This window comes from Brevundimonas sp. UBA6550 (assembly GCF_002434505.1).
GTDB lineage: Bacteria > Pseudomonadota > Alphaproteobacteria > Caulobacterales > Caulobacteraceae > Brevundimonas.
This window is the reverse complement of the sequence record NZ_DJKE01000005.1, coordinates 1-13,092: the sequence shown is the minus strand read 5'-3', so window position 1 is coordinate 13,092 and position 13,092 is coordinate 1. Positions and strand designations below refer to the sequence as shown.

Genomic DNA, 13,092 nt, shown 5'->3' with positions numbered 1-13,092 from the left:
CGCGATGGAGGCCTGACCGGGAATCGAACCCGGGTGCAAGGATTTGCAGTCCTCTGCGTCACCACTCCGCCATCAGGCCGCTTTTTGTCCCCGATTTCTCGGGGGGCGGTCATCGCGAGGGGCGTTCGCTATCAGATCGGATTGTCCGCTGCAACGCACGGACCTATAAGCGCGCGAGTTTTCCTCCCGGATTATCGTTGAAGGCTGCCTACAGATGGATTTCACCGCCGAGCGCAAGGCTATGGTCGACTCGCAGGTGCGGGTGAACGACGTGACGGATCGCGCGATTCACCTGGCCATGATGGCCGTGCCGCGTGAGCAGTTCTGTGCGCCCGACCGCGCCTTCGCCGCCTATTCCGAAGAGGCCTTGGCCATCGCCGGGGATCGCCGCCTGATGCCGGCCCGCGACGTGGCCAAGCTGTTGCAGGCCGCCGATGCGCGCGAAGGCGAGAAGGCCCTGGCCATCGCCGCCCCTTATGCCGCAGCCCTTTTGGCCCGCATGGGTCTGGCCGTCACGGCCCAGGAATCGGACGAGGCCGTGTTCGGCGTGGTCGGCGAGGCCCTGGCCGCCGAAGGCGTCGCGACCGTGGTGCAGCCGCTTTCGCAGCCGACCGGCGAGAACTGGGATCTGATCGTATCGGAGGGCGGTGTTCAGGCCCTGCCCGATTCGTGGGGCGCGGCCCTGCGGCCCGGCGGACGGCTCGTGGTGGTCGAACGTCGTGGCGCCATCGGCAAGGCGGCCCTGTTCGTCAAGACGCCCGAGGGGCTGTCGCGGCGCGAACTGTTCGATTCGTCGCCGGCGGTCCTTGCCGAGTTGACGCCGGCGCCTACCTTCGCGCTGTAGAAACATGATCGGCTGTGCGACGGATCGCGCGACCGCAACCGTGAAGAAAACTTAACTGGCGTGTGGTTCAGTCAGGCCGCAGTTACGCTTGAGAAAACATTCGGGCGTTCTTTCGGGGCGTCGGGCAAGGACGGACAATGTTGAAACGCTCGCGTGTGCTGGCTTCGGCCGCAGTGGTCGCCGTGATGACCGGCCTGGGCGCGCCGGCCTGGGCCGAGACGCTTCAGGACGCCATCGCCCTGGCCTATCGCACCAATCCCAATCTTCTGGCCCAGCGCGCCACCCAGCGGGCGCTGGACGAATCGGTGGTGCAGGCGCGGTCGGGCCTTCGCCCTACGCTCAGCGCCTCGGCCGGCGTGGACTATACGCGCAGCGACTTTCCCGCCGTGACCCAGTTCGTCGATACCAATGGGGACGGCGTGCCGGACACCCAGATCTCGACCAGCTCGTCCGAGACCCAGGGCGCCAATCTGGGCGTCAGCCTCAGCCAGAGCCTGTGGACCGGCGGCCGCACCGCTCGCGCCATCGACCAGGCGCAGGCCGGCGTGCTGGCCGGCCGTGAGAACCTGCGCCAGATCGAACAGTCGATCATGCTGTCGGTCATTCAGGCCTATGTGAACGTGACCCGCGACATGGAGATCCTGCGCATCCGCCAGGAGAACCTCAGCGTCCTGCAACGCCAGCTGGAAGAGACCAGCGCCCGCTTCGAAGTGGGAGAGATCACCCGCACCGACGTCGCCCAGGCCGAAGCGTCCCAGGCCCAGTCCGAGGCCGATCTGGCCAACGCCCAGGCCCAGCTGGCCACCTCGCGCGCCGCCTACGCCGCCGTGGTCGGCCAGTCGCCAACCGATCTGGAGGCCGCACCGACCCTGCCGGCCGTGCCGACCGACTTCGACGTCGCCATGGAGACGGCGCTGCAGCGCAATCCGGGCGTCCTGGCCGCCACCTATCAGCTGCAGGGGGCCGAGGCCGCCGTCGCCGCCGCCCGCTCGGAATATATGCCGTCGCTGCGCGCCACCGCCTCCTATGGCGGATCGTCCAACGATCTGGGCGACCTGGGCCAGCTGGCCGACCGCCGCAGCTTCACCGCCGGCGCCACCCTGTCGGTGCCCCTGTTCACCGGGGGACTGAACCAGTCCCGCGTGGCCCAGGCGCTGGAGCGCGCCAACGCCGCCCAGATGGCCATCGAGGGCGAACGCCGCACCGTGCTTCAGAACGTCAGCTCGGCCTACGCCCAGGTTCTGTCGACCCGCGCCAATGTGACGGCGGGAACCGAGGCTGTGCGCGCCGCCTCCGTCGCCGCAGAGGGCGTGCGCCAGGAGGCCCAGGTCGGCCTGCGCACGACGCTGGATGTGCTGAACCAGGAAGTGACGCTGCGGGCCTCCCAGACCGCCGTCGCCAACGCCCGCGCGGCCGAATATGTGGCCCGCGCCTCGCTGCTGGCCGCCATGGGCCAGCTGGAGGGACCGGCGCTGAACCCCACCGTCGAGACCTACGACCCCAAGATCAACTACGATCAGGTCAAGGGGCGCGGTGGTCTGCCGTGGGACGGCGTGATCGAGACTCTGGACCGCGTGGCCTCGCCGCCCATCGTCGGGGCCGTGGACGCCCCCGACGCGCCCATCGACACCCAGCTGAAGGGCGAGACCGTACGCACCGCGCCCCGGAACTGATCCCCAGCGGACCAGGATCCGGCCGCTGCGAACGCGCCCGTTGATTCCAGCGGGCGAAGATGCGACGACAACACATAGATTCCAGACGATCCGTCGTCTGGCGTCGTCCCGTTCGCGGCGCGCGGATCGTTCCGTGAGCCAGTTTCTTCCCAGGCCACGCCCAAGGTTGCGCCATGACCGATCAGTCCGCCCAGGAACCGACCATGGAAGAGATCCTGGCGTCGATTCGCCGGATCATCTCCGAAGACGAGGCCCCGGCCGAGACGCCTGCCGCCGCAGCAGCGCCTGAAATCGAGGCCCAGCCTGAACCCGCGCCCCAGCCCGTCGCGGCCGAGACCGTCTTCGCCGCTCCTTTCGAGCCCGAACCGGCCCCCGCCGTCGAGGACGACGTGCTGGAGCTGACCGACCGTTACGACGCCGCGCCGGTCGAGACCATCGGCGACCTGGATGTGACGCCGGCGGAAACCTATCAGGCGGCCGAGCCGCCCGCCGCCCCGCCGGCCCGAGACCAACCCCACGACACCCTGGTCGGCGACAGCGCCGCCGCCAGCGCCGCCTCGGCCTTCGCCGGCCTGGCCGCCAGCTTCAAGAAGCCGGAACCCGCGCCCGCCGCCTCGACCGGCGATCTGCCCTTCGTCAGCGGCAATACGGTGGAGGCCATGGTCGCCGAAATGCTTCGCCCCCTGCTGAAGGACTGGCTGGACGCCAATCTGCCGGCCATCGTTGAGGCCCAGGTACGCAAGGAAGTCGAACGCATCGCGCGCAGCGCCTAGCCCTTCGCCTCAGCCCAGACTAATCCGAGGGGCGGCTCCGAGAAGGGGCCGCCCTTTCGCATTCTGCAAAAGACCAGACTCCCATGCTTGAGAAGACCTTCGAACCCCAGGCCGCCGAGCCCCGCCTGTACGCCCAGTGGGAAGAGAGCGGCCTGTTCGCGCCCCGCACGGAAGGCGCGGCGGGCGCCTATTCGATCGTCATTCCGCCGCCGAACGTGACCGGCAGCCTGCACATCGGCCATGCGCTGAACAACACGCTGCAGGACATCCTGGCCCGCTATCACCGGATGAAGGGCAAGGCGGTGCTGTGGCTGCCCGGCACGGACCACGCCGGCATCGCCACCCAGATGGTGGTGGAGCGCCAACTGGCGGCGGGCGGCAACATCGGCCGCCGCGATATGGGCCGTGACGCCTTCATCGAGAAGATCTGGGAGTGGAAGGCTGAAAGCGGCGGGACCATCGTGCGCCAGCTGCGCCGTCTCGGCGCGTCTTGCGACTGGTCTCGCGAACGCTTCACCCTGGACGAGGGGCTGAACGCCGCCGTGCGCAAGGTCTTCGTGCAACTGCACAAGGAAGGCCTGATCTATCGCGACAAGCGGCTGGTGAACTGGGATCCGCATTTCCAGACCGCCATTTCCGACCTGGAGGTCGAGCAGCGCGAAGTTGACGGCGCCTATTGGCACTTCGCCTATCCGCTGGCCGACGGCGTGACCTATGAACACCCCGTCGCCTTCGACGAGGACGGCAAGGCGACGGAATGGGAGACGCGCGACTTCATCGTCGTCGCCACGACCCGGCCGGAAACCATGCTGGGCGACACCGGCGTGGCGGTTCACCCGGACGACGAACGCTATGCCGGTCTGGTCGGCAAGTTCGTGACCCTGCCCATCGTCGGCCGTCGCATCCCCATCGTCGCCGACGACTACGCCGATCCGACCAAGGGTTCGGGCGCGGTGAAGATCACGCCGGCGCATGATTTCAACGACTTCGGCGTGGGCAAGCGCGCGGGTCTGCCGTCGCTGAATATTCTGGACGCCTTTGGCCGTATCACCGACATCGACACGCCGGACGTGCCCTCGGACTATGTGGGGCAAGACCGCTTCGCCGCGCGCAAGGCCATCGTCGCCCGCGCCGAGGAAGAGGGCTGGCTGCGCGAGATCGAGAAGACCAAACACGTCGTTCCGCACGGCGACCGCTCCGGCGTGGTCATCGAGCCGTGGCTGACGGACCAATGGTACGTCGACGCCAAGGTCCTGGCCCAGCCCGCGCTGAAGGCGGTGGAGCAGGGCGACACGGTGTTCGAGCCGAAGTCCTACGAGAAGATCTATTTCGAATGGCTGCGCAACATCGAGCCATGGTGCATTTCGCGCCAGCTGTGGTGGGGGCACCGCATCCCGGCCTGGTATGGTCCGAACGGCGAAATCTATGTCGCCGAAACGGAAGAGGACGCGCGCGAACAGGCGATGGCGGACTATGATTCCGAGGTCGCCCTGACCCAGGACGAGGACGTTCTGGATACCTGGTTCTCCTCGGCCCTGTGGCCGTTCTCGACCATGGGCTGGCCCGAGAAGACCGAGGATCTGGAGCGGTTCTATCCGACCAGCGACCTGGTCACGGCGGCGGACATCATCTTCTTCTGGGTCGCTCGGATGATGATGATGGGCCTGCATTTCATGGACGGCGAGGTTCCGTTCAAGCGCGTCATCATCAATGGTCTGGTCCGCGACGAGAAGGGCCAGAAGATGTCGAAGTCCAAGGGCAACGTCATCGACCCGCTGGGCATCATCGACGAGCTGGGCGCCGATCCCTTGCGCTTCACCATGGCCATCCTGTCGGGCACGCGCGACATCAAGTTGTCGAAGCAGCGGATCGAGGGTTATCGCAACTTCGGCACCAAGCTATGGAACGCCGCGCGCTTCAGCCAGATGAACGAGGCGCGTCGCGTCGAGGGCTTCGATCCCCCCACCGTCGAGCAGACGATCAACCGCTGGATTCGCGGCGAACTGACCAAGGCCGAACGCGCCGTGTCGGACGCCATCGAGGGTGGGCGCTTCGACGATGCTGCGGGGGCGCTTTACCGCTTCGTCTGGAACGTCTTCTGCGACTGGTATCTGGAACTGGCCAAGCCGGTGTTCCAGGGATCGGACGAGATCGCCAAGGTCGAAACGCGCGCCATGACGGCCTGGACCCTGGATCAGACGCTGAAGCTGCTGCACCCGGTCATGCCCTTCATCACCGAGGAACTGTGGGCCGAACTGGGCAAGGAAGGTCCGGCGCGCGAGACCCTGCTGATCGGCGCCGAATGGCCGGTCCTGCCGGACGCCTTCATCGACGCCTCGGCAGAGGCCGAGATCGGCTGGCTGGTCGATCTGGTCGGTGAAATCCGGGGGCTGCGCGCCGAAATGAACGTGCCGCCTTCGGCCAAGCCGCCGCTGGCCTTCGTCGCGCCCGATGCTGTCACGGCCGAGCGGATCGCCCGTCACCGCGACCTGATCCTGACCCTGGGGCGGGTGTCCGAGGTCGGTTCGGCGGACGCGGCGCCGACCGGCGCCGTGACCTTCGTGTCCGGTGGTTCGACCGTCGCCCTGTCGCTGGCTGGCGTCATCGACCTGACCGCCGAACGGTCGCGTCTGGAGAAGGAGATCGCCGTCTTCGACAGCGACATCGGCCATGTGAACAAGAAGCTGGGCAATCCCAACTTCGTTTCGCGCGCCGCGCCGGACGTGGTGGAGGAACAGCGCGCCAAACTGGCCGAGGCCGAGGCAGGCAAGGTCAAGCTGCAGGCGGCCTTGGCGCGTCTCAGCGAGATCGGGTGAAGTCCCGCATAGACCAGTTGCTGGTCTCGCGAGGGCTGTTCGACACCCGCGCCCGCGCCCGCGCCGCCATCGAGGCCGGGCGGGTCAGGGCGGATGGCCGCCTGGTCGCCAAGCCATCCGAACAGGTCGCCGAGGACGCCGAAATCCAGGCCGAACCGGCCCACCGCTGGGTGGGTCGGGGCGCCTTGAAGCTGGATCATGCCCTGACCCTGTGGTCGGTGGCGGTCGAGGGGCGCACGGTGCTGGATGTGGGCGCCTCCACCGGCGGCTTCACCGAGGTCTGCCTGGATCGTGGTGCGGCGCGGGTGTTCGCGGTCGATGTCGGATCGGGCCAGCTTCATCCAGAGGTCGCCGCCGACCCCCGCGTCGTGAACCTGGAGCGGACCGACGCGCGCGACCTGACGCCCGAACGGATTCCCTTGCCGCCGTCGCTGATCGTCTGCGACGCCAGCTTCATCAGCCTGTCGAAGGTTTTGCCAGCCGCCTTGGTCCTGGCCTCGCCGGGCGCGGACCTGATCACCCTGGTCAAACCCCAGTTCGAGGGCGATGGTCCCAAGTCGGTCGGCAAGAAGGGCGTGGTCAAGGATCCGGCCGCTCACGCCGCCGCCGTGCAGCGCGTTCGTGATTGGCTGGAAGATCTGGGCTGGGCGGTTCAGGCCGTGACCGACAGCCCGATCACGGGCGGTGACGGCAATACCGAATTCCTGCTCTGGGCCACGCGCGGCTGAGGCGACCGTCGTCAAACGCGCCCTTCCGACAAAGAGAAACCGCCGGAGGACTGATCCTCCGGCGGCTCCCGTCACATCGTCGATCGACAGGGGGGCTGAAAATTAATCGACGACGCGATAGCGGCCGTACTGGTCGGGGCAGGTGCGGACGTAGCGCGTGTCCGTGCGACCATCGGGCAGACGAATCTGGCTTTCGGCTAGGCGGCAACCGTCGGAATTGCGGTAGGAGTCGACCGGGCGAGAGCGCTCGTCGTAGTAGCCGCCGCCGTCATAGGCGTAGTCGGAACGACGGTCGTAGTCGTCGTAACGATAGCCCTGATCGCCGGTATAGCGGTTGTCGTAGTAGCCGTAGGTCGGCTGGCTGTAGCCCTGGTTGTAATAACCGCTGGAGCCATAGCTGCTCTGATAGCTGCGGCAGGCGTCGGAGCTGGAGCGGCCGACCTGAGAGCCGACCACGGCGCCGAGCACGCCGCCCAGGATGCTGCCCTCGGTGCGACGACCGCGCGCGGCCAGCTGCGACCCGATGACGGCGCCCGCGCCGCCGCCGATCACGGCGCCCGCGCCGGTGCGGCCCTGACGCTCACGCGAGCAGGGGTCGTAGGACGGGTATCCGCGACCATAGTTGTAGGACGGCGCATAACCGCCCGTGCCGTAGTTCTGGCTGTAGCCGTATCCGTAATAGTTCTGAGCCGAAGCCGCCATCGGGGCGGCGGTGACGCCGAGCGCCACGGCGGCTGCGGCGGCGAGCGAAGACTTGGAGAGACGCATTTTTCAACCCTTCCGAGGACCGAACGATTTCCGTCAACGGTTAACGGCAAGCCTCGTGTCTCGTTGCAGTCCGATTTAAGACAGCGAAGCTGAACGGCATTTGAGTGCTCCGTTCATCTTCGTTCATCTTTCAGGCGAGTGGCCGGACGTCCGTCCCGCCGCGACTTGAGCGGTCTTTCGGCGGCGGCTAGAAGCGCGGCGATGGAGACTTTCACGATCGACCGCGTCGGCGGCCAGGGCGACGGCGTCGCCCGCACGCCAGCGGGGCCGGTGTTCGCCAGCCTGACGCTGCCCGGTGAGACGGTGCGCGGCCAGGTCGTGGACGGCCGGTTGGAAGGCGTCGAGATCGTCACCCCCAGCCCGGATCGGATCGCGCCGGTCTCGCCCCAGTACGGCGACTGCGGCGGCTGTTCGCTGCAGCACTGGGCCGAACAGCCCTATCTGGACTGGAAGCGCGATCAAGTCCGTCTGGCGCTGACGCGCGAACGGATCGAGACGGAGATCGAGGCGACCATCGCCACGCCGCCGGGCAGCCGTCGTCGCGTGGCCCTGCACGCTCGTCGCGATGCGGACGGCCGCGTCGTGCTGGGGTTCAAGGCGCGGCGGTCCTGGCGTCTGGTCGAGGTCACCGCCTGCCCGGTGGCGGACGCCCGCATCGTTCAGGCCATTCCCGCCCTGGCGCAGGTGGCGGCGGCCCTCTTTGAACATCCCAAATCCGCCCCGACGCTGCACGTCACCTGGACCCTGGCGGGGCTGGACGTCGATGTGACGGGGGTGGAGCGGCGATCGCGCGGCGGACTGTCCGCCGACGCGCGCGCCCAGGCGGTTCAGGCCGCGCACCGGGCCGACCTGGCGCGACTGAGCCTGGCGGGCGAAACCCTGGTGATGGCGCGCCAGCCGATGGTGGCCTTCGGACCGGCGACGGTCGCTTTGCCGGCCGGCGGCTTCCTGCAGGCGGCGCCCCCGGCCGAACTGGCCATGACATCGCGCGCGGTCGCGGCCGTAAAGGGCGCCAGGAAGGTCGCGGACCTGTTCTGCGGCGCGGGAACCTTCACCTTCCCCCTGGCGACGGTCGCCCCGGTCGTCGCCGCCGATGCGTCGAAGCCCGGCATCGACGCCCTGAAATCCGCCGTCGGTTCGGCCAGGGGCATGAAGGCGATCACAGCCGAGGCGCGCGATCTGTTTCGCCGCCCGATGACGCCCTATGACCTGAAGGGGTGCGACGCCATCGTTTTCGACCCGCCCCGCGCCGGGGCCATCGAACAGACGGCGCAGATCGCCACGACCAAGGCCGCCGTCGTCGTGGGGGTGTCGTGCAATCCCCAGACCTTTGCGCGCGACGCCCGCGTCCTGCTCGACGCCGGGTTCCGGCTGGAGACGGTCACGCCGATCGACCAGTTCCTGTGGTCCGCCCATGTCGAACTGGTCGGCGTTTTCAGACGATAGGACGATCATGACCCAGATGACCGACGACCTTGGAGAGGAAGACGGCGGCGGTTTCGACGCCGACGACTGGAGCCGGCTGAAGCCGTTCACCGGGGCGGTCGCGACGCTGGACGACGTGCAGGCGCGGCGCGCCATCTTCGCGCTGGCCGACACCGACGATCCGCGTCCCATCGTCATGGACCTGCCGCAGCCGGTGATCTGGTGGGACGAGGACGGCGAACAGGCGGCCGTCGCGGTCCAGGCCGAAAGCCATCTGGGCGCCGACGGCGAGGAGATGGAGGTCCTGGGTCTGATCCTGCCGGACGGGGAGGGCGCGGTGGCCCTGATGGAGGATGTCGATCTGGTCGACGACAGCGATCCGACCTGGCGCGATCTGGTGACCCGCGCCATCGACCCGTCGGCCGCAGACGACTAATTCAGGGCGGCCCCGACGCGAGCGGCGAAGTCGGGCTGGTCGGGAATGTCGCCGTGGTCGGCGCGGGGGAAGACCAGGCGCCGAACGTCCACGCCGCGCGTCTCCAGAGCCTTGGCCAGAATGCGGCTGAGCGCGGGCGGCAGGGTCTGGTCGCGCCCGGCCTCCAGCACCACGACACGCCCCGGATAGCCGTCCAGCATGGCCGGCACGTCGACGGTCGCCAGGGCGTCGGCCATCTGGACGCGGATCAGGGGCCGCCACAGCCCCAGCATCTGGTCCACCGCCGCGCGGGCCGTCGGCGTCGTGGCCTCCAGCACCACCGCGTCGGCGCGAATGAGGCGTGCGGCCTCGGCGCACACAGGACCGCCCAAAGAGTGGCCCCAGGCGATCAGCCGGCGCCCCTCCGCATCGGCCTGGGCGCGGGCGCTGGCGGCGATGACCTCTCCGGCGGCGCGATAGCTGGCGAAATCGGCGTGGCCCGGCGTGTCGCCCGATCCGGGATAGTCGAACATCAGCACATCGCCGAACGGCGCCAGTTCGCGCGCGACCGCCGCCCCATTGACGCCGCGCCGAAACAGGTTGCCGCCGCAGTACAGGATCAAGGGCGCATCCGCTCGGCCCGTCCTGACCCGCGTCGCGGCGACCGCGCCGCCGGAATAGGGCAGGGACAGGGGCTCGCCGCCCGCCACGGCGGGGCCGGGCGTCAGGACCATCTTTTCGGCCCTCACCCGCGCGTCGGGATAGAAGAACTCGCCTTCCGGCACGTCCACGGCGACGCAGCCGGAAAGAAGCGCGGCCAGGCCGACGAGCGCCGATAGACGTTGGATCATGACATTCCCCAGGACGAGGGACGCTAACCTCAAGCGTGGCTGTCAGGCAATCCTGATTTCGGCGGCGGTCTGGGGCAGGTCGAACAGATCCATCTGCGGCCGGGCGTCGGGGGGCACGCGGAACTGCGTCTCGTCCAGCAAACGGTGAGGCGTGTCCAGACCGTAGCGTTTGACCGCCGCCTTGAACCGCGCGCCGATCAGCTCGGCGACCGGGCCCGTGCCCTTCATCCGCTGGGACCAGTCGGCGTCGTAATCCTTGCCGCCCCGGGTCTGGCGGATAAGCGACATGACCCGCGCGGCCCGGTCCGGGCGGGCGTCGGCCAGCCATTCGCGGAACAGATCCTTGATCTCCAACGGCAGGCGCAGCGTCACATACATGGCCCGCGTCGCCCCAGCCTTGGCCGCGGCTTCCAGAATCGACTCCAGTTCGTGGTCGTTCAGGCCTGGAATGACCGGGGCGAACCCCACGCCGACCGGACAGCCCGCCTCCGCCAGTCGGGAAATGGCCTCCAGCCGTTTGGCGGGGGTGGAGGCGCGCGGCTCCATCGCGCGGGCCAGTCCGCGATCCAGGGTGGTGATGGAGACGAAGGCCGAGGCCAGGCCCGCCTTGCCCATCGGCCCCAGAATGTCGGCGTCGCGTCCGATCAGAACCGACTTGGTGATGATGCTGAACGGATGGTTGAACCGCCGCATGACCTCCAGGATCGAACGGGTCGATCCCAGATCACGCTCGACCGGCTGATAGGGGTCGGTGTTGCCGCCTATGTGGATGCGCTTGCATCGGTATCGGGGTGCGAGGAAGGCCTGTTCCAGCAGACGTGCGGCCTGGGGCTTGAAGAAGATGCGGCTCTCGAAATCCAGGCCCGGGGATAGGCCCATCCAGGCATGGGACGGACGGGCGTAACAGTAGATGCAGCAATGTTTGCCTGTTACACAGCCAAGATCGACGAATTCGAGGCCGACATGGACGCTATCCCTTATATCCGCTTCAGCGACCCAAAGCAGGAGAAGGGCCACAGTAAGGAGCGCCAGACCCAGGACATCCTGGCGTTCTGCCTCCGCCAGGGCTGGCCGATCCGCGAGGTGATTGAAGACCTGGGCCAGTCGGCCTGGAAAGGCGCCCACCTAACAGAAGGCAATCTGGGCAAGTTCGCTAACAGGGTCCGAGCCGGCGAGGTCGCCATGCCGGCCGTCCTGGTGGTCGAGAAGCTGGATCGCCTCTCGCGGCAAGGTCACCACGTCATGGTGCCGTGGATGCGCGAACTCTGCGGCTTGGGGCTGCGTATCGCCGTTGTCGACGGCGGGCGCGTTTACGACGCGACGTCGCTGACGGGCGATCTGATGCCCGAGATCGAAGCCATGCTCCGGGGGAACCTCGCGTTCAAAGAGTCCCAGCAAAAATCCGAGCGCGTCCTGGATGCCCTGACCAAGAAGATGGCGAAGGCCAAAGAGAAGGGCACGGTCATCACCGCCAAGGCGCCTGGCTGGCTGAAGGTGCTGCCGGATCGCAGCGGCTTTGAAGTGGATGACTATCGCGCCGGCATCGTCCGCGAAGTTTACGAGATGGCGGCGGATGGGAAAGGGGCGCGGTGGATCGCTAAGACTCTGAACGAACGCGGCGAGGTGGCGTGGGGTCTGCCGCGAGCCGACGGCAAGCCGCGCACCTGGGAGATCGCCAGCATCCGTCTGATGCTGGCTCAGCCAGCGGTCGAGGGCGATTATCAGCCCGGCTTCTCGAACACGTCGAAGTCCAAGCGGACGAAGTTCACGGAGAAGCTGGTCGGTTATTACCCGCGCATCGTCGACGCCGATCTGGTGGCCCGTGCGCGGGCGGCCGTCCAGGCTCGTAAGACCGGGCCGCGCCTCGGCGGGCGTCATACCGGGAACGTTGCGAACCTCTTCGCTGGCCTGGTCCGGTGCGGCGAGTGCGACAACCGTATGCACCTGCGCTTGACCAGCGGCGAGCGGCGCTACCTCCGCTGCAACCACGCTGCTCGCTCGGGCGATTGCAGCCAGAAGGCGTCGTTCGCCTATGGGCCGCTGGAAAGCGCTGTCCTGGACGAAATTCTTCACCTAGCGCTGGATGACCAGCACTTCGCCAAGGTCGACGAGACCGGCACCCTGGCGCGCTCGCTGGCCTCGATCGAGAAGGCGCTCGCCGATCAGGGCGAAAAAGCCCGGCGCCTAGCGAAGGTGCTGGCGCTGGTCGAGGACGACCCCGCCGTCGTCGAAGAACTGTTGGGCGTGCGGAAGGAGATCACCGCGCTGGAAACGCAGCGGGACGAGGTCGCTGAACAACTGGCGGCGGCGCGTGGCGCGGTCACACCGGAAGAGCACCTGGCGCGGGTCCGCGATCTTCGCGACGGGCTCCAGGACGAAGATGAACCGACCCGCCAGGCGGCGCGTCTTCGCATCCAGCGGGCCATGCAAGGCTTGGGTGTCCGGCTGGTGTGCGAGGTGAAGGCCGGCGAGCGCGAGACGCTGCTGATGCTGCCCACCGGCTTCTTCTGCCGGATTAGGCACGACGGGTCGATCATCGGCCGCGTCGACATGGCGGTCCTGGCCTCGCGGGGCGTGGCACCGGACGAGGGCCAGGCGGCGCAGACCGCGCGGCTGCTGACCGACGTCATCGACGCGATGACAGAACTGTCGGGCGGGGAGCCGCGCGAAGGGGCGTTCGAGGATGACGCGGACCAAGACCTGGTCGCTGCCGTCGGGACCCATCTACGCCGGAAAACGGCCCACGATGCACTCCGATCCCAAGGAGGGGCCTAGGCACCTAAAAGGGACCCCTCATTC

The 13,092-nt window shown here is 68.0% G+C and carries 10 protein-coding genes, 1 tRNA gene and 1 pseudogene; 8 read left to right on the top strand and 4 right to left on the bottom strand.

Translation table 11 applies throughout. The annotated features are described in order from the left end of the window. Positions 1-5 precede the first annotated feature (5 nt). Positions 6-79: transfer RNA gene (locus B3Z70_RS04175), tRNA-Cys, on the bottom strand. 135 nt (positions 80-214) lie between these two features. Between B3Z70_RS04175 and B3Z70_RS04170 the strand changes: the two genes are divergently transcribed. The 5 genes from B3Z70_RS04170 (at position 215) to B3Z70_RS04150 (ending at position 6,834) form a co-directional block, all read left to right on the top strand. Then, on the top strand, positions 215-844 hold the full coding sequence (locus B3Z70_RS04170; RefSeq protein ID WP_292020531.1) for a protein-L-isoaspartate O-methyltransferase family protein: 630 nt from the start codon (positions 215-217) through the stop codon (positions 842-844). A gap of 137 nt (positions 845-981) precedes the next feature. Continuing rightward, entirely contained in the window at positions 982-2,517 is a 1,536-nt protein-coding gene (locus B3Z70_RS04165; RefSeq protein WP_292020529.1) for a TolC family outer membrane protein, read from the top strand. Between the two features lie 173 nt (positions 2,518-2,690). Next, a complete protein-coding gene (locus B3Z70_RS04160) occupies positions 2,691-3,290 on the top strand; it encodes a DUF2497 domain-containing protein (protein ID WP_292020527.1) in 600 nt (199 codons plus the stop codon). 83 nt (positions 3,291-3,373) lie between these two features. Continuing rightward, positions 3,374-6,106, top strand: coding sequence for a valine--tRNA ligase (locus tag B3Z70_RS04155; protein ID WP_292044745.1), 2,733 nt, complete (start codon positions 3,374-3,376; stop codon positions 6,104-6,106). After that, positions 6,103-6,834, top strand: a complete 732-nt coding sequence (locus B3Z70_RS04150) for a TlyA family RNA methyltransferase (RefSeq protein ID WP_292044744.1) — start codon at positions 6,103-6,105, stop codon at positions 6,832-6,834. Before B3Z70_RS04155 ends, B3Z70_RS04150 begins: the two co-directional genes overlap by 4 nt. A 102-nt stretch (positions 6,835-6,936) precedes the next feature. On the opposite strand, the gene B3Z70_RS04145 is transcribed toward B3Z70_RS04150, so the two are convergent. After that, complete coding sequence (locus tag B3Z70_RS04145; RefSeq protein ID WP_292044743.1) at positions 6,937-7,602, bottom strand: glycine zipper 2TM domain-containing protein; 666 nt, start codon at positions 7,600-7,602, stop codon at positions 6,937-6,939. 201 nt (positions 7,603-7,803) lie between these two features. Here B3Z70_RS04145 and B3Z70_RS04140 point away from each other — a divergent pair, with 201 nt between their 5' ends. After that, positions 7,804-9,048 carry a class I SAM-dependent RNA methyltransferase gene (locus B3Z70_RS04140; RefSeq protein WP_292019628.1) on the top strand — a complete coding sequence of 415 codons (1,245 nt, stop codon included), beginning with the start codon at positions 7,804-7,806 and terminating at the stop codon, positions 9,046-9,048. Positions 9,049-9,055: 7 nt separating this feature from the next. Continuing rightward, positions 9,056-9,463: a hypothetical protein gene (locus B3Z70_RS04135; protein ID WP_292019630.1), complete on the top strand. Its 408-nt coding sequence runs from the start codon at positions 9,056-9,058 to the stop codon at positions 9,461-9,463. Here the strand turns inward: B3Z70_RS04135 and B3Z70_RS04130 are convergent. Next, entirely contained in the window at positions 9,460-10,293 is an 834-nt protein-coding gene (locus B3Z70_RS04130) for an alpha/beta hydrolase family protein (protein ID WP_292019631.1), read from the bottom strand. The two genes, B3Z70_RS04135 and B3Z70_RS04130, sit on opposite strands and share 4 nt — an antisense overlap. A 42-nt stretch (positions 10,294-10,335) precedes the next feature. Next, positions 10,336-11,214: pseudogene (locus B3Z70_RS04125) on the bottom strand (PA0069 family radical SAM protein); the annotation flags it as partial. Here B3Z70_RS04125 and B3Z70_RS04120 point away from each other — a divergent pair. Continuing rightward, on the top strand, positions 11,179-13,068 hold the full coding sequence (locus B3Z70_RS04120; RefSeq protein ID WP_349679876.1) for a recombinase family protein: 1,890 nt from the start codon (positions 11,179-11,181) through the stop codon (positions 13,066-13,068). The pseudogene B3Z70_RS04125 and the gene B3Z70_RS04120 sit on opposite strands and share 36 nt — an antisense overlap. Positions 13,069-13,092 lie beyond the last annotated feature (24 nt).

Excerpts from the sequence above, each read along its gene's own strand:
- B3Z70_RS04170 (WP_292020531.1), top strand. The coding sequence starts at position 215 with ATGGATTTCACCGCCGAGCGCAAGGCTATGGTCGACTCGCAGGTGCGG.
- B3Z70_RS04165 (WP_292020529.1), top strand. The coding sequence starts at position 982 with ATGTTGAAACGCTCGCGTGTGCTGGCTTCGGCCGCAGTGGTCGCCGTG.
- B3Z70_RS04160 (WP_292020527.1), top strand. The coding sequence starts at position 2,691 with ATGACCGATCAGTCCGCCCAGGAACCGACCATGGAAGAGATCCTGGCG.
- B3Z70_RS04155 (WP_292044745.1), top strand. The coding sequence starts at position 3,374 with ATGCTTGAGAAGACCTTCGAACCCCAGGCCGCCGAGCCCCGCCTGTAC.
- B3Z70_RS04145 (WP_292044743.1), bottom strand. The coding sequence starts at position 7,602 with ATGCGTCTCTCCAAGTCTTCGCTCGCCGCCGCAGCCGCCGTGGCGCTC.
- B3Z70_RS04140 (WP_292019628.1), top strand. The coding sequence starts at position 7,804 with ATGGAGACTTTCACGATCGACCGCGTCGGCGGCCAGGGCGACGGCGTC.
- B3Z70_RS04135 (WP_292019630.1), top strand. The coding sequence starts at position 9,056 with ATGACCCAGATGACCGACGACCTTGGAGAGGAAGACGGCGGCGGTTTC.
- B3Z70_RS04130 (WP_292019631.1), bottom strand. The coding sequence starts at position 10,293 with ATGATCCAACGTCTATCGGCGCTCGTCGGCCTGGCCGCGCTTCTTTCC.
- B3Z70_RS04120 (WP_349679876.1), top strand. The coding sequence starts at position 11,179 with ATGGGACGGACGGGCGTAACAGTAGATGCAGCAATGTTTGCCTGTTAC.